The 19,350-nt window shown below is 71.4% G+C and carries 15 protein-coding genes; 5 read left to right on the top strand and 10 right to left on the bottom strand.

Translation table 11 applies throughout. The annotated features are described in order from the left end of the window. Positions 1-20: 20 nt before the first annotated feature. The 5 genes from ACIO3R_RS00715 to hrcA all read right to left on the bottom strand — a co-directional run bounded on the left by ACIO3R_RS00715 (position 21) and on the right by hrcA (position 4,746). Positions 21-518, bottom strand: a complete 498-nt coding sequence (locus ACIO3R_RS00715; RefSeq protein WP_385033800.1) for a hypothetical protein — start codon at positions 516-518, stop codon at positions 21-23. 133 nt (positions 519-651) lie between these two features. Then, complete coding sequence (locus ACIO3R_RS00720; RefSeq protein ID WP_402101911.1) at positions 652-1,398, bottom strand: 16S rRNA (uracil(1498)-N(3))-methyltransferase; 747 nt, start codon at positions 1,396-1,398, stop codon at positions 652-654. Beyond that, on the bottom strand, positions 1,395-2,468 hold the full coding sequence (locus ACIO3R_RS00725; protein WP_402101913.1) for a nitronate monooxygenase: 1,074 nt from the start codon (positions 2,466-2,468) through the stop codon (positions 1,395-1,397). The genes ACIO3R_RS00720 and ACIO3R_RS00725 overlap by 4 nt, the downstream gene beginning before the upstream one ends. A 124-nt stretch (positions 2,469-2,592) precedes the next feature. Next, positions 2,593-3,729, bottom strand: a complete 1,137-nt coding sequence (gene dnaJ / locus ACIO3R_RS00730; RefSeq protein WP_327336794.1) for a molecular chaperone DnaJ — start codon at positions 3,727-3,729, stop codon at positions 2,593-2,595. Beyond that, the gene (hrcA, locus tag ACIO3R_RS00735; RefSeq protein WP_073735980.1) at positions 3,730-4,746 is read right to left on the bottom strand and encodes a heat-inducible transcriptional repressor HrcA; all 1,017 of its coding nucleotides are present in this window, start codon (positions 4,744-4,746) and stop codon (positions 3,730-3,732) included. A gap of 185 nt (positions 4,747-4,931) precedes the next feature. Between hrcA and ACIO3R_RS00740 the strand changes: the two genes are divergently transcribed. The 3 genes from ACIO3R_RS00740 to ACIO3R_RS00750 all read left to right on the top strand — a co-directional run bounded on the left by ACIO3R_RS00740 (position 4,932) and on the right by ACIO3R_RS00750 (position 9,479). After that, complete coding sequence (locus ACIO3R_RS00740; protein ID WP_385033812.1) at positions 4,932-5,654, top strand: MBL fold metallo-hydrolase; 723 nt, start codon at positions 4,932-4,934, stop codon at positions 5,652-5,654. Between the two features lie 25 nt (positions 5,655-5,679). Next, positions 5,680-6,498, top strand: a complete 819-nt coding sequence (locus ACIO3R_RS00745; RefSeq protein WP_402101915.1) for a DUF3097 domain-containing protein — start codon at positions 5,680-5,682, stop codon at positions 6,496-6,498. A 116-nt stretch (positions 6,499-6,614) separates the two neighbouring features. Continuing rightward, positions 6,615-9,479: an ABC transporter substrate-binding protein gene (locus ACIO3R_RS00750; protein WP_402101917.1), complete on the top strand. Its 2,865-nt coding sequence runs from the start codon at positions 6,615-6,617 to the stop codon at positions 9,477-9,479. Between the two features lie 18 nt (positions 9,480-9,497). Here the strand turns inward: ACIO3R_RS00750 and hemW are convergent, their stop codons facing one another. From hemW to lepA, 4 genes are all read right to left on the bottom strand, one after another. Continuing rightward, positions 9,498-10,739, bottom strand: coding sequence for a radical SAM family heme chaperone HemW (hemW, locus tag ACIO3R_RS00755; protein WP_385033821.1), 1,242 nt, complete (start codon positions 10,737-10,739; stop codon positions 9,498-9,500). 59 nt (positions 10,740-10,798) lie between these two features. After that, positions 10,799-12,706, bottom strand: a complete 1,908-nt coding sequence (locus ACIO3R_RS00760) for a SpoIIE family protein phosphatase (RefSeq protein WP_385345153.1) — start codon at positions 12,704-12,706, stop codon at positions 10,799-10,801. A gap of 235 nt (positions 12,707-12,941) precedes the next feature. Beyond that, on the bottom strand, positions 12,942-14,831 hold the full coding sequence (locus ACIO3R_RS00765; RefSeq protein WP_385033824.1) for an AMP-dependent synthetase/ligase: 1,890 nt from the start codon (positions 14,829-14,831) through the stop codon (positions 12,942-12,944). A gap of 331 nt (positions 14,832-15,162) precedes the next feature. After that, the gene (lepA, locus tag ACIO3R_RS00770) at positions 15,163-17,037 is read right to left on the bottom strand and encodes a translation elongation factor 4 (protein WP_207319644.1); all 1,875 of its coding nucleotides are present in this window, start codon (positions 17,035-17,037) and stop codon (positions 15,163-15,165) included. A gap of 225 nt (positions 17,038-17,262) precedes the next feature. Here lepA and rpsT point away from each other — a divergent pair, with 225 nt between their 5' ends. Further along, positions 17,263-17,529, top strand: coding sequence for a 30S ribosomal protein S20 (gene rpsT, locus ACIO3R_RS00775; protein ID WP_402101920.1), 267 nt, complete (start codon positions 17,263-17,265; stop codon positions 17,527-17,529). 443 nt (positions 17,530-17,972) lie between these two features. On the opposite strand, the gene holA is transcribed toward rpsT, so the two are convergent. After that, positions 17,973-18,959: a DNA polymerase III subunit delta gene (holA, locus tag ACIO3R_RS00780; RefSeq protein ID WP_363072517.1), complete on the bottom strand. Its 987-nt coding sequence runs from the start codon at positions 18,957-18,959 to the stop codon at positions 17,973-17,975. A 111-nt stretch (positions 18,960-19,070) separates the two neighbouring features. On the opposite strand from holA, the gene ACIO3R_RS00785 reads away from it, so the two are divergent. Beyond that, positions 19,071-19,316: a hypothetical protein gene (locus ACIO3R_RS00785; protein ID WP_385033831.1), complete on the top strand. Its 246-nt coding sequence runs from the start codon at positions 19,071-19,073 to the stop codon at positions 19,314-19,316. The last annotated feature ends 34 nt before the right edge of the window (positions 19,317-19,350 follow it).

A 19,350-nucleotide genomic window follows, 5' to 3' on the forward strand; every position in this document is an offset into this window, starting at 1 on the left:
GGCCCGCGACGCCCCGGACCTCACTTGCCCTGGGGGTACGCGGTCACGGTGACCGTGACGGTCGCGGTCGGCCGGGCACCTCCCCCGCTGCCGCCCGCCGGGAGCCGGGGCGGCGTGGACGTCGGGGGCGCGGCGTCGCAGTTGCCGAGCATCGTGGCGCGGAAGACGGTCTTCCCGCCCGCCCTCGCTGTCATGTCACCGCTGACGCACTGGCCCTTGACCTCGCGGTCGACCTTGCCGTCGAGGCTGATGTCCTTGCCGTCCTTGGTGCGTCCGTTGCACGTGACGTCGGCGACCCGGCTGGTGACGGCGGTGGACGGACCGGTCCGGGAGGCGGCGCTCGCGCCCCCGCCCGCGGTCCGTGCCGTGCAGCTCAGCCACTGCACGTTCACCCCTTCGTGCTCCAGCGCGCGGGTGGCGGTCCGGTCGGTCGTCACCGCGACGGACGCGGAGTTCAGGCCGTTGACCGGATCGCAGGCCGACAGTCCGGCGACGACCGCGCCCGCGAGGCAGATCACGGCCGGAAAGCGACGGATCCTGCGATTGCGCCATGCCCTTGATGTCCCCATACGGGCAGCTTCCCACCGCTCCTGACGGTGCGGTAGACGGATTGCGGCCAGAACCGGCCAAGGTTGCGGGAAACGGCCCGATTCATGACCAGCGGCCGGTGCGGCCCAGCAGCAGGGCGGTTGCCGCGGTGCCCGCCGTCGAGGTGCGCAGCACGGTCCGTCCGAGCCGGCAGGTCCGGGCCCCGGCGGCGGCGAACGCGGCCAGCTCGTCGGGCGAGACGCCGCCCTCCGGGCCGACGACCAGCACGATCTCGCCCGCTTCCGGCAGGGCGACGGTGGCCAGCGGCTCGCTGTCGTAGCCGCGGTCCTCGTGCAGGACGGCCGCGAAGTCGGCGGTGGCCACAAGCGCGGCGACCTGCTTGGTCGTCATCACGTCCGCCACCTCGGGGAACCGCACTCGGCGCGACTGCTTGCCGGCCTCGCGGGCCGTGCCGCGCCACTTCGTCAGGGCCTTGAGGCCCCGGTCGCCCTTCCACTGGGTGATGCAGCGCCCGGCCTGCCACGGCACGATCGCGTCGACGCCGGTCTCCGTCATCGTCTCGACGGCGAGCTCGCCGCGGTCGCCCTTGGGCAGGGCCTGGACGACGGTGATACGGATGCCGGGGCGGGGTTCCTCGTGGACGGGTTCCAGGCCGGTGAGCACCAGCCGGTCCTTGCCCTCGGCGGCCGTCACCACGCCCTGCGCCCAGTGGCCCCGGCCGTCCGTCAGGACGACGTCCTCGCCGGCGTGCAGGCGTTTCACCGAGACGGCGTGCCGTCCCTCCGGTCCCTCCAGGACGAACCCGGGGCCCGTGGGCATCTGTTCGACGACGAAGACGGGTGCCGTCACTGCGTGCTCCTTGTGCTCACTGCCGCCCGTGCGGCGTCGGTTTCCTCGGCGAGCAGCGCGACGAGCCGGCCGGCCGTCAGCTCGCGTGCCATCCGGTGCCCCTGGCCCGCCCACAGGGCCATGCCCTGTGCGTCCCCTGCCTTGGCCGCGGCCTTGCGCAGCGGGGCGGTCAGCTGGTGGACCTGGGGGTAGGCGGCCGGGGCGTACGGCCCGTGCTCGCGCACGAAGCGGTTGACCAGGCCGCGGGCCGGGCGCCCGGAGAAGGCCCGGGTCAGGGTGGTGCGGACGAACAGCGGGTTGGTCAGGGCCTGTTTGTGGAGCAGATGGGCGCCGGACTCGGGGCAGATCAGGAAGGCGGTGCCGAGCTGCGCGGCATCGGCCCCCGCCGCGAGCACCGCGGCGATCTGGGAGCCGCGCATGAGCCCGCCGGCGGCGATGACCGGGATCTGTACCGTCTCGCGGACCTGGGCCACCAGGCTGAGCAGCCCGGTCCCGATGCCGTCGGCCTGTGGGTCGTCGCGGTGGGTGGACTGGTGGCCGCCCGCCTCGACGCCCTGGGCGCAGACGGCGTCGGCGCCCGCCCACTGCGCGGCCTGGGCCTCCTCGGGCGTGGTGACCGTCACGACGGTGAACGTGCCCACCGCGGCGAACGCGTCGAGGGTGTCGCGGGTCGGGCAGCCGAAGGTGAAGGAGACGACGGGGACCGGGTCCTCCAGCAGGATGGCGAGCTTGGCCTCGTAGCCGTCGTCGCCGCCGGAGTCGGTCTCACCGAGCGGGGTCTCGTACCAGGTTGCCTCGCCCGCGAGCTGGTGCCGGTACACCTCGACGGCGCTCGGGTCGGCGAGGTTGGGCTGCGGCATGAAGAGGTTGACGCCGAAGGGCTGGCCGGTCAGTCCGCGGACCTGCTTGATGTCGTTGTACATGCCGTCCGCGGTCTTGTACCCGGCGGCCAGGAAGCCGAGCCCGCCGGCCTCGGCCACGGCGGCGACGAGCTGCGGGCAGGAGACTCCGCCCGCCATCGGGGCCTGCACGATCGGATACCGGCAGAGATCGGTCAACGCGGATGGCATGACGGCATCGTGTCATGTCCTTCCTGTCCCGTGATGCGCACCCCGTGGCCACGTTATGTCCGCAATGCCGTACGGGCCCGGAAACCCGGGCCCGTACGGTGCCGACGCTGGGAACGGCGCTGGACTAGCGCCCGTTGAACGCGTCCTTCAGACGCGAGAACAGGCCCTGCTGACCGGGCTGGAACTGGCCGGTGGGCCGCTCCTCGCCGCGCAGTTTCGCCAGCTCCCGCAGGAGGCGTTCCTGTTCGGGGTCCATCTTCGTCGGGGTCATCACCTCGACGTGCACGATGAGGTCGCCGCGGCCCCCGCCCCGCAGGTGGGTGATGCCGCGCCCGTGGAGCGGGACGGACTGGCCGGACTGGGTGCCCGGCCTGATGTCGACCTCCTCCAGGCCGTCGAGCGTCTCCAGCGGCACCTTGGTGCCGATGGCCGCCGCCGTCATGGGGATGGTGACCGTGCAGTGCAGATCGTCGCCGCGGCGCTGGAACACCGCGTGCGGCAGCTCGTGGATCTCGACGTAGAGATCGCCGGCCGGGCCGCCGCCGGGGCCGACCTCGCCCTCGCCCGCGAGCTGGATGCGGGTGCCGTTGTCGACACCCGCGGGGATCTTCACGGTGAGGGTGCGCCGCGAGCGGATGCGGCCGTCGCCTGCGCACTCCGGGCAGGGGGTCGGCACGACCGTGCCGAAGCCCTGGCACTGCGGGCAGGGCCGCGAGGTCATGACCTGGCCGAGGAACGACCGGGTGACCTGGGAGACCTCGCCGCGGCCGCGGCACATGTCGCATGTCTGGGCCGAGGTGCCGGGTGCGGCGCCCTCTCCGCTGCAGGTCGTACAGACGACGGCCGTGTCGACCTGGATGTCCTTGGTCGTGCCGAAGGCCGCCTCGGAAAGGTCGATCTCCAGCCGGATCATGGCGTCCTGGCCGCGCCGGGTGCGCGAACGGGGTCCGCGCTGCGACGCCGTGCCGAAGAACGCGTCCATGATGTCGGAGAAGTTGCCGAAGCCGCCCTGTCCGAAGCCGCCCGCGCCTCCTCCGCCGGAGGCGGACAGCGGGTCACCGCCGAGGTCGTAGACCTGCTTCTTCTGGGCGTCCGACAACACCTCGTAAGCGGCGTTGATCTCCTTGAACCGCTCCTGGGTCTTCGGGTCGGGGTTCACATCCGGGTGCAGCTCGCGTGCGAGCCGCCGGAAGGCCTTCTTGATCTCGTCCTGCGAAGCGTCGCGGCGCACGCCGAGTACGGCGTAGTAGTCCGTGGCCACTTACGACTCCGCCAGGATCTGTCCGACGTAACGTGCCACTGCGCGTACCGCTCCCATCGTTCCGGGGTAGTCCATGCGGGTCGGTCCGACCACGCCGAGTTTGGCGACTGCCTCGTCGCCCGAACCGTAGCCGACCGCGACGACGGACGTGGAGTTGAGGCCCTCATGGGCGTTCTCGTGCCCGATTCGTACGGTCATGCCCGAGTCCTTGGCCTCGCCGAGCAGCTTCAGCAGCACGACCTGCTCCTCCAATGCCTCCAGCACCGGCCGGATCATCACAGGGAAGTCGTGCCCGAAGCGGGTGAGGTTGGAGGTGCCGCCGATCATCAGCCGCTCCTCCGTCTCCTCGACGAGGGTTTCGAGCAGGATCGAGAGCACGGTGGACACGGTCGCCCGGTCCTCGCTCTCGAAGGATTCCGGCAGGTCCTGCACCAGTTGCGGGACGTCCGCGAAGCGGCGTCCCACCACCCGGCTGTTGAGCCGGGCCCGCAGATCGGCGAGAGAGGTCTCACCGAACGGCGTCTGGCAGTCGACCAGCCGCTGTTCGACCCGGCCGGTGTCCGTGATCAGCACGAGCATCAGCCGGGCGGGGGCGAGCAGGAGCAGTTCCACGTGCCGCACCGTCGAGCGGGTCAGCGAGGGGTACTGCACGACGGCGACCTGCCGGGTCAGCTGCGCGAGCAGCCGTACGGTCCGTCCCACGACATCGTCGAGGTCGACCGCGCCGTCGAGGAAATTCTGAATGGCCCTGCGCTCCGGCGACGACAGGGGCTTGACGCCCGCGAGCCGGTCGACGAAGAGCCGGTAGCCCTTGTCCGTAGGGATGCGTCCCGCGCTGGTGTGGGGCTGGGCGATGAAGCCCTCGTCCTCCAGCACCGCCATGTCGTTGCGGACGGTGGCCGGGGAGACCCCCAGCTTGTGCCGCTCCGTGAGCGCCTTGGAGCCGACGGGCTCCTCGGTGCCGACATAGTCCTGGACGATGGCGCGCAGCACTTCGAGTCTGCGTTCGCTGAGCATCGCGCACACCTCCAGCTGTCTACCTCGGTCGATCTCGGGTCGTTCCCGGGACTTGCTCTGGCACTCTGTCCGTTCGAGTGCCAGCGATCCCCCGGTCAGTGTACGGCGACGGGGTGGGCCCCTAGCAAGGGCGACCGGCCACGCTACCCCGAGACCGCGCAGGTCGTTGCCGATAGCGTCTCCGTATGGACGTCGCTTGGGAAGAGTTCGGCTGGGAGCGGTTGGGTGACGGTGTGGGCCGGCGGCGGCTGCCCCGCTGGGACGCGACGGCCGCACTGGTGGCCGGAGCGGACGGTGCCCTGCTCTACGACACCGGTTCGACGCTCCGGGAGGGAGTCGAACTGCGGACCCGGGCCGAGCGGCTGCTCGGCCGGAGGGTGACACATATCGCACTGAGCCATCCGCACTTCGACCACGTACTGGGCACGGCGGCCTTCGCCGGGGCCCGGGTGTACGGGGCGGCCGGTCTGACGGATCTGCTGCGGGCCGGGGCCGACGGCCTCCACCGCTCCGCGGTGGCGCACGGGGTGTCCGAACGGGACGCGGCGGAGGCCGTGGACGTGCTGGTGGCCCCGCACCACCAGGTGTACGGGGAGTGGACGGTCGACCTCGGAGGCGGCCGCCAGGTACTGCTGGCCGACGTGGGTCCGGGGCACACGGGCCACGATCTGGCGGTGCTGGTGCCGGGCTCGCCCGCGGTCGTCCTCTGCGGCGACCTGGTCGAGGAGTCCGGTGAGCCGCAGGCGGGTCCGGACGCGGTCGTCTCCCGCTGGCCGGCCGCGCTGGACCGGCTGCTGGCGCTGGGCGGTGAGGACGCGCTGTACGTGCCTGGCCACGGAGCGGTGGTGGACGCCGCGTTCGTCCGGGCGCAGCGCGACGCGCTGGCCGGGCTCTTCGGCGTGTCGTGAGGCCGTCCCGTCCTATCGTCGTCCGATGCGCAGCTATCAGCCGGACCTGACCCCGCCGTGGAAGAAGTCCGCCCCCGCCCCCGAGGTGCCCGCCGATCCCGACCTGGTCGTGGAGGAGGCCATCACCGGCTTCTGCGGCGCGGTGATCCGCTGCGAGAAGACGGCCGCGGGGCCGACGGTGACCCTGGAGGACCGGTTCGGCAAGCACCGGGTCTTCCCGATGGAGCCGCGCGGCTTCCTGCTGGAGGGCCGGGTGGTCACGCTGGTGCGGCCGTCGTCCGGCGGCCCCGTCCGGCCCGCCCGTACGGCCTCCGGCTCGGTGGCGGTCCCCGGGGCGCGGGCGCGGGTGGCGCGGGCCGGGCGGATCTACGTGGAGGGACGGCACGACGCGGAGCTGGTCGAGCGGGTCTGGGGCGACGACCTCCGGATCGAGGGAGTGGTCGTCGAGTACCTGGAGGGCATCGACGACCTGCCGGCGATCGTGCGCGCGTTCTCGCCGGGCCCGGACGCGCGCCTCGGTGTGCTGGTCGACCATCTGGTGCCGGGTTCCAAGGAGTCCCGTATCGCGGCACAGATCTCGGACGGGAACGTCCTGGTGGTCGGTCATCCGTACATCGACGTGTGGGAGGCGGTGAAGCCGTCGTCGGTGGGAATCGGCGGCTGGCCGGTGGTGCCGCGCGGCCAGGACTGGAAGACCGGCGTGTGCCGTTCGCTGGGGTGGCCGGAAAACACCGGCGCGGCCTGGCAGCGCATTCTGTCCTCGGTCCGCTCCTACCGGGACCTGGAGCCCGAACTCCTGGGCCGCGTCGAGGAATTGATTGATTTCGTCACGCTTCCCGCCTGATGTCCCGCGGGTCTTCCCGCCAATCCCGGGCTGATCCCTACAATTGCCTGCGCCTCTCACGCATCATCGGTTATTGAGTGGTTCCTGGCTCTTTTCGCGAGGGAAGGCACGGGGCGATGGCGCGCGAGACATGGCGGGACAGTGCGGACAACGAGGCGGCCTCGGCCGTCTTCCACTTCGTGCAGCAGCTCATCGACCGGTACCGGGACAACCGGCCGGTGATGCCGCTGGTGGTGCTCCAGGCCGCCGACGCGGACGTCCCGCCCGCCGTGGACGCCAGGGTCGAGCAGATCGTGCGCCTGGTCCACCACGCCAACCAGCTGCGCCGGGTGCCGCTGAAACTGCTCGACGGCCGTGGTGAGACGCCGTACGAGGCGGCCCTCGACATGGTCCGCACGCTGACCGAGAAGCCGTGGGAGACCCGGAGCAGCTCGCAGTACAAGCCCTTCGTCTTCCCCCGCTCACGACTGCTCGGCGCCATCGAGCAGGCCACCGCGGCGGTGGTCCGGGAGCCGGACCACGGCGGCTCACCCGATGACCGCGACGAACGGATCCTGGAGCAGCTGAGCACGCTGCGCTGGCGGGTCAGCCGACGGGGTCCGCGCAACTGGCTGGGCGCGTTCCGGGAGTCGGTGCGGCCGGAGACGTTCCTCGGGGCCGTCGTCATCGCGGTGCTCGGTGTGCTGCTCGGCGAGATCGGCTGGGTGCCCACCACGCTGGTGGCCGTGGGCGCGGTGCTGGGCCTCGCGGTCGTCCGGCTGATGACGACGTCGGCGCCGCCGCTGCTGTGGCTGCGGCGGGCCAGCAGATGGTTCGCCACCACCTCGTCGCTGGCCGCGGCCGGCACGGGTTATCCGTCCGACGGCTGGTCCCGGTTCTCGCCGAGCGGGTCGTGGCGGGTCATCCGGGTCCGGGCCGCGGTGGTCGCCGGACGGGTGGCCGACGCGGCGGCGGGCGACGAGCAGTCCCGCCAGTTCCACCTGGAGCTGCGGGTCCAGGCGCTGCTGGAGGACCTGCGGAACAACTACCGCCCCCACGCGCTGGACTGGCGGCGCGGGAAGCGCACCGTGCCGCCGGTGGTGTTCCTTCCCCTCGCCGGCCAGAGCAACGGCGGCATCCAGCTGATCAACGCCATCAACAACGTCCGTTCCCGGCGCAGCGAGGTGGATCCGCTGCTGCTCCTGGCGTCACTGCCGGCGGCCGAGATACTGCGGCACACCCCGCCGCTGCCCGCCGAGCCGCTGCCCACGCACACCGGCGCGGCGCGGGCCCGTTACGACGACTGGATCAGCCATCTCAGCATCGGCCAGTCCCCGACGGCCGCCGCCACGCTCGCCTGGGTGCTGCGGCTGCCGCTCTCGACCGAGCAGCTGACCCATGAGCACGCGCACGCGCAACTGGTCACGACGCGGGTGCGCAGGACGTGGGTCTGGTGGGTGATGTCGCGGACGACCGTGGCGTGCCTCCTGGTCGGCGCCCTGCTGGCGACCTTCCTGGTGAGCAGCCGGCTGGCGGACCGGTACTGCCACGGTCCGCTCACCGACGTGAACACGGACTCGGTGAAGCTCGTGGGTCAGGGCGGCGGGCCGAAGGAGTGCATAGGCGTGTCGACGACCACGCAGGTGCGTTTCGCGTCGGGCAACGCCCTGGCGCTGAACGGCTCCGGCAAGGGCGTCACCTTCGACCGGATCGAGCGGGCGGTGGCACAGGAGAACGCGGCCATCATGCCCGGGGACGACTACGTCACCGTCATCTACGCGGGCCCGTTCACCGCCACGTCCTTTGAGGGCACCCGCAAGGCCCTGGAGGAGCTGACGGGTGTGTATCTGTACCAGCACCGCACCAACAAGCTGCACTACTCCGTCAAGCTCAAGGTGCTGACCGCCAATGGCGGGCAGGACATGCTCCAGCAGATACCGGCGGTGAAGAAGATCATCGAGGTGGCCCGGAAGGACCGCACGGTCGTCGGGGTGGTCGGGCTCGGGCGTGACACCACCGACAGTCCCCGGGCCACCGAGCTGCTTCAGGAGGCCGGCCTCCCGGTGGTGGACACGACCAACTCCGGCGGCTATCTGGCGAAGGACTACTCGAACTACTTCGGCATCGCGGCGACCGACGAGGAGCAGGCGGACGCACTGGCCGTGGTGGCCCGGCAGGTGGCCGGGAAGTCCCCGCACCCGCGGGCCCTCGTGCTCTCCCGCAGGCTGGGCAACAACGACAAGGACCGCTACACGGTGGAGCAGCGCAAGGTGGGCCGGACGATGCTGAAGAAGGCCGGGTTCGAGCTGTCCCCGCTGGCGGAGTACAGCCTCGGCCGCCGTAACAGCGCCGATCTCGACAAGCCGGTCCAGAAGATCTGCGAGGCGGACCCGGCACCGGACGCCCTGTACTTCGCCGGGCGGGTCGAGGACGTCAACAACCTGATGGGCCGGCTCGCCCAGGGCTGTGCGGACAAACCCATCACGGTCTTCACCGGCGACGACCTGACCAAGGCGCGTTTCGACGACAGTACGGATCTCGCCGCGGACGTCACGCTCTACCACACGGCGCTCGCCCCGATGGGCCGCGGCCGGAACGACGGCTTCTACACGGAGTCGCACCAAACCCTGGAGGGCCTGCTGCCCGGGGGCGGCAAGCTGCCGCGGCTGCCGGCCTCCAAGCCCTATCAGGACGGCCTGTTCGCGAGCGGGCAGTCGGTCATCTCGTACAGCGCGACGAACGCCCTGTACGACGCCGCCAGCCACGGCGACAAGGTGAACAGCGCCGCGGAGACGTGGGCGAACCTGTACGCCGTGCACCTGCAGACGATGCCCACCGGCACGATCACGTTCCGCGGGTTCATCCCGTACGAGGCCCAGTCCGGCCACGGTCTCGACGTCGTCGAGATCACGTATCCGGACGGCCGGATCCACAGCAGGATCATCTGCGGCCGGCCGGCCGGCGCCCAAAGGATCACCCCGGCCGGCTGCCCGGTGGGGTGATCCGCCCGCGGTCCGTCCTCAGTCCACCAGGTCGCGCACCACGGCGTCGGCCAGCAGCCGCCCCCGCAGGGTCAGCACGGCCCTGCCGGCGCCGAACGGGCCGGACTCCAGCAGCCCGTCGTCCACGGCCCGCCGTGCCGCCGTGAGCCCCGCCGGGGCGAGCAGGGACAGCGGGCAGCCGTCGGAGAGCCGCAGCTCCAGCAGGATGCGCTCGACGCGGCGGTCCTCCGCGGAGAGGATCTCGCGTCCCGCCCCCGGCGAGCGGCCCTCGGCCAGCGCCTGCGCGTACGCCCCCGGGTGCTTCACGTTCCACCAGCGCACGCCGCCGACGTGGCTGTGCGCGCCGGGTCCGGCGCCCCACCAGTCGGCGCCGCGCCAGTACAGCTCGTTGTGCAGGCAGCGGCCCTCGGGCGTCCGGGACCAGTTCGACACCTCGTACCAGGAGAAGCCCGCCGCGGCCATCGCCTCGTCCGCGATCAGATAGCGGTCGGCGTGCGCGTCGTCGTCCGTCATCGGGATCTCGCCGCGCTTGATCCGGCGCGCCAGCTGGGTGCCCTCCTCGACGATCAGGGCGTACGCCGACACATGGTCGGGTCCGGCGCCGATCGCCGCGTCCAGCGAGGCCCGCCAGTCGTCGTCGGACTCGCCCGGGGTGCCGTAGATCAGGTCGAGGTTGACGTGGTCGAAGCCGGCCGCCCGCGCCTCCGCGACACAGGCCTCGGGCCGGCCGGGGGTGTGCGTGCGGTCGAGGATCTTCAGTACGTGCTGCCGGGCGCTCTGCATCCCGAAGGAGATCCGGTTGAAACCGCCCTCGCGCAGCTCGGCCAGGTATTCCGGGCCGACCGACTCCGGGTTGGCCTCCGTGGTGATCTCGGCATCGTCCGCGAGCCCGAACTCCTCCCGGATCGCGGCCAGCACGGCAACGAGGTCGGCGGCGGCCAGCAGGGTCGGCGTACCGCCGCCGACGAAGACCGTACGGACCGGCCGCGGGTCGTCCCCGAGGACCTTGCGGGCCTGGCGGACCTCGCCGATCAGATGGGAGGCGTAGTTGTCCCGGGAGGCCAGCGCGCCCCCGGAGCCGCGCAGCTCGGTCGCGGTGTAGGTGTTGAAGTCGCAGTAGCCGCAGCGGGTCGCGCAGTACGGCACATGCAGGTAGAAGCCGAGCGGCCGGCCGGCGGCGCCTTCCAGGGCATGGCGGGGCAGCGCCCCGTCGTCGGGCACGGGCTCACCATCGGGCAGTACGGAAGGCATACCGTCCATTGTCGCGCGCCGTCCGGCAACCGGACGCCACCCCGGATTCCGGCCGCGGCCCGCGGGCTCTACAGGGCCTGGAGGACCAGCAGCGCCAGGTCGTCGTCCGGCGGGCGCTCCGCGAAGGCGTGCACCGCCTGGTTGATCCGGTCCGCGATGCCTTCGGCGCTCAGCCCGGTGCAGTCGGCCAGCGCCTGCGCCAGGCCGTCGTCGTCGTCGAACATCACCGGGCCGGAGCGCCGCTCGGTCACCCCGTCGGTGACGCACAGCAGGCTGTCGCCGGGGGCCAGGTCGAAGCTCTGGCTCTCGTACGTGGCGTCGTCGACGACACCGAGCAGCAGTTGCGGTTCCGCGGCGATCCGCACCGTGCCGTCGGGGCGCAGCAGCAGCGGCAGCGGGTGGCCCGCGCTGGCCAGGGTGCAGCGCGCGCCGCCGTCGGGCAGCGGCACGAGCTCCCCGTACAGCAGGGAGAGGAACCGGGGTCCGCTCTCCGCCGACTGCTGGCCGCCCGCGGCGGCGACCATCAGCGCGGCCGCCTCCGCGGCCTCCATCGCGTCGTCGAGGAGCAGCCGGTTGAGCCGGACCAGGACCTCGCCGACCTGGTAGCCCTCGCGGGCCAGCAGCCGCAGCCAGGGACGGGCGAGGCCGGTGACGACGGCGGCCTCGGGGCCGCTGCCCTGGACGTCTCCGAGGACGAAGCACCAGCGGTCGTTCGGGCACGGGAAGATGTCGTAGAAGTCACCCCCGACCACTCCGTCGTCGCTGGGTTCGTACACCAGTGAGCTGGCGACGCCCGGTATGTCGGCGACCTTGCTGGGCAGCAGTCCGCGTTGCAGGATGCGGCTGATGGTGGCCTGCCGGGTGTAGGCGCGGGCCGCCCCCACGGCGAGGCCGACCCGCCGTACGAAGTCCTCTATGAGGGCCGTCACCTCGTCGGGGACGCGGGCGATGCCCTCACGGCCGACGAGCACGGCGCCGAGGGTGCGGCCGCCCGAGGTGATCCGGTACGCGAGGGCGACGCCGTCGCTCCCGTCCGGCGGTTCGGCGTCCTCCGCGCTGCCGGGCCACGGGATCGAGACGGGTCCGGTGCCGACGCGCTCGGGGAGCCGGAGCGGGTCCCCCTCCAGCACCTCGCGCAACGGGTCCGTGCGGGTCTCGTCTATGTGCCAGACCTTGGCGAGCCGCGGGACGGCCGCGCGCCCGCCGCTCTCCGGTTCCAGCCAGATCGCGCACCAGTCGGCGAGCCTGGGTACCAGTAACTGTCCGGCGAGCGCGGCCACGATGTCCTCGTCGAGCTGTCCGGCCAGCAGGTCGGAGGCCTCGGCGAGGAAGGAGAGCGCGCCGCGCCCGGCCCAGTCCGCGTCGTCCCGCAGGGCGCGCCGGGCGGTGGGGGCGAGGAGTTCGGCCGCGCGCAGCCCGTGCTGGAAGCCGGGCTCGGAGCGGGCGTCGGCGAAGGGGTTCCAGTCGTCGACGGGGAGCCGGGCCCAGACGGTCTTGAGGCCGGTGCGGTAGGTGATGCCCCAGCGTTCGGCGAGGGTGGCGACGAGTTCCAGTCCGCGCCCGTACTCGGCGGGCTCTCCGAGGCCGGGCGCATCGCCGGGTCCGGCGCCGTTCTCGCTGCCGTCGCTGCGCACGGCACGGGCCGGATGGTGGTCGGAGACCTCCAGCACCAGCGCCGACGCCTCGTCCTCGGTGGCCTCCTCCAGCCGGAAGAGCAGCTCGACGTTGGTCCCGGCGTGCACGACGGCGTTGGTGACCAGTTCGCTGACGATCACCGCCGCGTCGTCGGAGAGCCGGTCGCTGAACCCCACGGCCGCGGGCAGGCCGAGCCCGCTCCACTCGGCGAGCGCGGCCGCGACGAACCGCCGGGCCGCGGCGGGCGCGAGCAGGTTCCCGGGCAGGCTCGTGCGGGCAACCGGCTGGGTGCCCGTGGACGCGGCACTGGTTCCGGGACGCTGCACGATGTCCCGCTGCAAGGGAATGGACCCCACAGGGCGGCTCCTGACCTGTTCTCGCTCTGCCTGTTCTCGAATTGCGCCGCTGACGACAGGGACAGAGTGACAGATCGGCCCAGCCCATACGCGTCGAGTCAGCGAAGTGGGGGGAGAAGTCAGGGGAGAGACGGGCGGCGGAGCGGGCGCGGCACGGGTGTCCCGGCCCCCGCGCCGGAGCGCGGGGGCCGGGCGGCCGGGGCCGGGCGGCGGGCCGCCGTCACGCCTCGCGGGAGCCCGCGTACATGTCCTCGATCAGGTTCTTGTAGGCGCGCTCGACGACCGGGCGCTTCAGCTTGAGGCTGGGCGTCACCTCGCCGTGCTCGATGTCGAGGTCGCGCGGGAGCAGCCGGAACTTCTTGATGGTCTGCCAGCGCTGGAGCCCCTCGTTGAGGCGCTTCACATAGCCGTCGATGAGCTCGACGGTCCGCGGGGCGGCCACGACCTCCGCGTACGACTTGCCTTCCAGGCCGTTCTCGGCGGCCCAGCCGAGGATGGTCGGCTCGTCGAGGGCGATCAGCGCGGTGCAGAAGTTACGGTCCGCGCCGTGCACCAGGATGTTGGAGACGAACGGGCAGACCGCCTTGAACTGGCCCTCGACCTCGGCCGGGGCGATGTACTTGCCGCCCGACGTCTTGATCAGGTCCTTCTTGCGGTCGGTGATCCGCAGATAGCCGTCCACGGACAGTTCGCCGATGTCGCCGGTGTGGAACCAGCCGTCGGCCTCCAGCACCTCCGCGGTCTTCTCCGGCAGCCCCTGGTAGCCCTGCATCAGACCGGGGCCGCGCAGCATGATCTCGCCGTCGTCCGCGATCCGTACCTCGGTGCCGGGGAGCGGCTTGCCGACCGTGCCGGTGCGGTAGGCCTCGCCGGGGTTGACGAAGGAGGCGGCGCTGGTCTCGGTGAGGCCGTAGCCCTCCAGGATGTGGATCCCGGCGCCCGCGAAGAAGAAGCCGATGTCGGGTGCGAGGGCGGCGGAGCCGGAGACGCAGGCGCGGAGCCGGCCGCCGAAGGCCTCGCGGATCTTCGCGAAGACGAGGGTGTCGGCGACCTTGTGCTTGGCGCCGAGCGCGAAGGGCACGGAGGCGGTGCCGGTGCGCCGGAAGTTGTCCTGGGAGACCTTCGCGTACTCGCGGGCGACCTCCGCCGCCCACTGGAAGATCTTGTACTTGGCCGCACCACCGGCGCGGGCCTTGGCCGCGACGCCGTTGTAGACCTTCTCGAAGATGCGGGGGACGGCGGCCATGTACGTCGGCTGGACGACCGGCAGGTTCTCGATGATCTTGTCGACCCGGCCGTCGACGGCGGTGACGTGTCCGACCTCGATCTGGCCGGAGGTGAGGACCTTGCCGAAGACGTGCGCGAGCGGCAGCCAGAGGTACTGGACGTCGTCCTTGGTGATCAGCCCGGTGGAGACGGTGGCCTTGGCCATGTACGACCAGTTGTCGTGCGGCAGCCGTACGCCCTTGGGGCGGCCGGTGGTGCCCGAGGTGTAGATGAGGGTCGCGAGCTGCTCGGGGGTGATGGCGTCGACCCGCTCGGTGATCGCGGCCGGGTTCTTCGCCAGGTGCTCGGCACCCAGGGCCTCCAGGTCGGCCAGGGTGAGGACCCAGCCCTCCGGGTCGCCCTCCGCGGGCCCGGCGCCCTCGGCGTCGATGACGACGACATGGGCGAGCTCCGGCAGCTCGGCGCGGCGCTCACGGGCCTTGGCCAGCTGTTCGGCGTCCTCGGCGATCAGCACCCGGCTCTGGGAGTCGGAGAGGATGAACGCCGACTCCTCGGCGTTGGTCGAGGGGTAGACCGTGGTGGTCGCGGCGCCCGCGCACATGACGCCGAGGTCGGCGAGGATCCACTCGACCCGGGTACTCGCGGCGAGCGCGACGCGCTCCTCCGGCCGCACCCCCAGCGAGATCAGCCCGGCCCCGATGGCGTACACCCGCTCGGCGGCCTGCGCCCAGCTGAGCGACTTCCACTCGTCGGCGCCCCGGCCGCCGGCCGCGGGGACGGGGTAGCGGTAGGCCTCCGCGTCCGGGGTGGCGGCCACCCGGTCGATGAAGAGGGTCGCCACGGACGGCGGACGGTTCTCGATCATGGTCTGTGTGTCGCTCACGACATCCTCCGGGCCTACGGCAGTGCTTCACGACCGGCTGCTGGTTCGCGGCTCGCTCGCCGCGTATGTCTGGTGTGCTTGGTCTGTCTGTGCGCTTGCTCTGTCTGGTGTGCTTGGTCTGTCTGCGCGCTTGCTCTGTCTGTGCGCTTGGTCCCGCTTGTTTAACTCATGAGTAACTACGAAGTCGTGATCAGGGTAGAGCGCCCGCGTCCGCCGCGTAAGGGGCAATCGAACCCCGCTTCATAACGAACGGACCCCCGCGGCGCAGCGTTCTGCGATGCGGGGGCCCGTGCGGTCTACCGATCAGTAGGGTCGACATGCGGGGGACGGACTACTTCTTGGCCTTGCTCTCCCCGGCGGACTCGTCCGTCGACAGCACGGAGATGAACGCGTCCTGCGGCACCTCCACGTTGCCGACCATCTTCATCCGCTTCTTGCCTTCCTTCTGCTTCTCCAGCAGCTTCCGCTTACGGGAGATGTCACCGCCGTAGCACTTGGCGAGGACGTCCTTGCGGATGGCGCGGACGGTCTCACGGGCGATGACCCGGGAGCCGATGGCCGCCTGGATCGGCACCTCGAAGTTCTGCCGCGGGATCAGCTTCTGCAGCTTGGCGACGAGCCGGACGCCGTACGCGTACGCCTTGTCCTTGTGCGTCACCGCGGAGAACGCGTCGACCTTGTCGCCGTGCAGCAGGATGTCGACCTTCACGAGCTCGGCGGACTGCTCGCCGGTGGGCTCGTAGTCGAGCGAGGCGTAGCCGCGGGTCTTGGACTTCAGCTGGTCGAAGAAGTCGAAGACGATCTCGGCGAGCGGCAGGGTGTAGCGGATCTCGACCCGGTCCTCGGAGAGGTAGTCCATGCCGAGGAGGGTGCCGCGGCGCTGCTGGCACAGCTCCATGATCGCGCCGATGAACTCGCTGGGCGCCAGGACCGTGGCCCGGACGACCGGCTCGTGCACCTTGTCGATCTTGCCCTCGGGGAATTCACTCGGGTTGGTGACGGTGTGCTCGCTGCCGTCCTCCATCTCGACCCGGTAGACCACGTTGGGCGCGGTGGCGATGAGGTCGAGGCCGAACTCGCGCTCCAGCCGCTCCCGGACCACGTCGAGGTGGAGCAGGCCGAGGAAGCCGACGCGGAAGCCGAAGCCGAGCGCCGCGGAGGTCTCCGGCTCGTACACCAGGGCGGCATCGTTGAGCTGGAGCTTGTCGAGGGCCTCGCGCAGGTCCGGGTAGTCCGATCCGTCCAGCGGGTACAGACCCGAGAACACCATCGGCTTGGGGTCCTTGTAGCCGCCCAGCGCCTCGGTCGCCCCCTTGTTCAGGGAGGTGATCGTGTCACCGACCTTGGACTGCCGGACATCCTTCACCCCGGTGATGATGTAGCCGACCTCGCCGACGCCGATGCCGTCGGACGGGGTCATCTCCGGGGAGGAGACCCCGATCTCCAGCAGCTCGTGGGTGGCACCGGTGGACATCATCCGGATGCGCTCGCGCTTGTTCAGTGAGCCGTCGACCACACGGACGTACGTCACGACGCCCCGGTAGGAGTCGTAGACCGAGTCGAAGATCATCGCGCGGGCCGGGGCGTCGGCCTTGCCGACGGGCGCCGGGACGTCCCTGACCACGCGGTTCAGCAGCGCGTCCACGCCGACACCGGTCTTCGCGGAGACCTTGAGCACGTCCTCGGGCTGGCAGCCGATGAGGTTGGCCAGCTCCTCGGAGAACTTCTCGGGCTGGGCGGCCGGCAGGTCGATCTTGTTGAGCACCGGGACGATGGTGAGGTCGTTCTCCATCGCCAGGTAGAGGTTGGCGAGGGTCTGGGCCTCGATGCCCTGCGCGGCGTCGACCAGCAGGACCGTGCCCTCACAGGCCGCGAGCGACCGGGAGACCTCATAGGTGAAGTCGACGTGCCCCGGGGTGTCGATCATGTTGAGGATGTGGGTGCTGCCCTGGTCCTCGCCGACGGTGGGCGCCCAGGGCAGCCGTACCGCCTGGGACTTGATGGTGATGCCACGCTCGCGCTCGATGTCCATCCGGTCGAGGTACTGGGCGCGCATCTGCCGCTGGTCGACCACACCCGTCAGCTGGAGCATCCGGTCGGCAAGGGTCGACTTGCCGTGGTCGATGTGCGCGATGATGCAGAAATTGCGGATCAGCGCCGGGTCGGTACGGCTCGGCTCGGGCACGTGGAGAGGAGTCGCGGGCACGCAGGGTCCTGATTCTTGAGACGCCGAACGCCGTGTCTCGGGTCGATGTCGGGTCGGTCGGATCTGTACTCGGATCTGTACGTAGCTCCCATCGTCCCACGCCCGCGGAGCGGAGACCGGTTTGGGCCGGTCGGAGCGCGGCTGCTACCGTGGACAGCTGTGCCTCGTGGCTTTCCGGCCACAGGGCGCACATCGAAGATCCAACGAACCTGAAAAGGCTCTTTCGTGGCGAACATCAAGTCCCAGATCAAGCGGAACAAGACCAACGAGAAGGCGCGCCTGCGCAACAAGGCCGTCAAGTCGTCGCTCAAGACCGCAATCCGCAAGGCCCGCGAGGCCGTCGTTGCGGGAGACGCAGAGAAGGCCAACCGGGCCGTCCGCGACGCCTCCCGTGCGCTCGACAAGGCTGTCTCGAAGGGTGTCATCCACAAGAACGCCGCCGCCAACAAGAAGTCGGCGCTGGCCACCAAGGTTGCCACCCTCCAGGGCTGAGCATTCCCGATGTGATCGCCGGAACGGACTCAGCGGGCCCTCTCTCCCGCTCCTGACCGGCACCCCGCGCCGCACACCGAACCTGCGTTCGCCACGCGGGTGCGGCGCACCAAGTACAGACCGAAGGCCCCGGCCGTAGCCCTCCCCAGGGCGACGACAGGGGCCTTCGTCATGTGCGCAGCACGCCAGGGCGACGCAGGGCTTTCATGACGCGCGCACCCCAGGGGTCTTCGTCATGCGCGCGGCAGGGGTCTTCGTCATGCGCGCACGCACTTCACAACCGGGTCCGGCCACATCAAGCCCGTCCGGCGATTGAGGACGCCACGAACCGCAGGTTCAAGCCCGTCCGGCGATTGAGGACTACGCGGACGGACTGACGACCGGACGCACCCGGCACCCACGGGGCCGCCTCGCCCACGCGGCCCGCGCCACCGGCCAACCGGCTACCGGCCCGCCCGCGCGGCCCGCGCCACCGCGACCACGGCCTTCTCCAGCGCGTACGCCGGATCGTCCCCGCCCCCCTTGACCCCCGCGTCCGCGTCCGCGACCGCCCGCAGCGCCACCGCGACTCCGTCCGGCGTCCAGCCGCGCATCTGCTGCCGCACCCGGTCGATCTTCCAGGGCGGCATCCCCAGCTCACGGGCGAGATCCGCCGGCCGCCCCCCGCGTGCCGAGGACAGCTTGCCGATCGCCCGCACGCCCTGCGCGAGCGCGCTGGTGATCAGGACGGCCGCCACTCCGGTCGACAGCGACCAGCGCAGGGCCTCCAGCGCCTCCGCCGCCCGGCCCTCGACCGCCCGGTCGGCGACCGTGAAGCTCGATGCCTCCGCGCGCCCCGTGTAGTAGCGCCCGACGACCGCCTCGTCGATCGTGCCCTCGACGTCGGCGACGAGCTGCGACACCGCACTCGCCAGCTCCCGCAGATCGCTGCCGATGGAATCGACCAGCGACTGGCACGCCTCGGGCGTCGCCGAGCGCCCCAGCGCCCGGAACTCACCGCGTACAAAGGAGAGCCGCTCCGCCGGCTTGGTGGTCTTCGGGCAGGCGACCTCCCGCGCGCCCGCCTTGCGCGCCGCGTCCAGCAGCCCCTTGCCCTTGGCGCCGCCCGCGTGCAGCAGCACGAGCGTGATCTCCTCGACCGGGTCGTCCAGGTACTTCTTGACGTCCTTGACCGTGTCGGCGGAGAGATCCTGCGCGTTGCGCACGATCACCACCTTGCGCTCGGCGAAGAGCGACGGGCTCGTCAGCTCGGCCAGCGTGCCCGGCTGGAGCTGGTCGGACGTGAGGTCGCGGACATCCGTGTCGGCGTCGGAGGCGCGGGCCGCCGCCACCACCTGCTGGACGGCGCGGTCCAGGAGCAGGTCCTCCTGGCCCACGGCGAGCGTGAGCGGTGCGAGCGGGTCGTCGGTGGAATTCCTTCTGGTGGCCATCGCCGTCCAGCATCCCACGCGCCACCGACAACCCGTCCTGGCACCGCTGCCAGAACACGGCCACCCGGCACCGCTGCCCGGACGCCGCTGCCCGTACCGGAGAATGGGCGCGTGAGCGATGTGAGACATGTACTGGTGCTGCCCGACCGCGACACGGCGCAGGAGGTGGCGGGCGAGCTCTCCGACCGGTTCGGGGTCACCGAGGAGCCGCAGCTCGTGCGCGACGCGCTGGCCGGCGAGGACGACGCCGAGGACGCCCAGTGGCTGGTGGTCGTGGAGGACCCGGACCAACGGCTGGACGCGGCGGCGCTCGACGTGTTCGCCGCGGAGTACGAGGGGTGGCTGGAGGCCCCGTAGGGCGGACCTCCGGGCGGACACGGGCCTCCGGGAG

Source organism: Streptomyces sp. NPDC087428 (genome assembly GCF_044744085.1).
Lineage (GTDB): Bacteria > Actinomycetota > Actinomycetes > Streptomycetales > Streptomycetaceae > Streptomyces.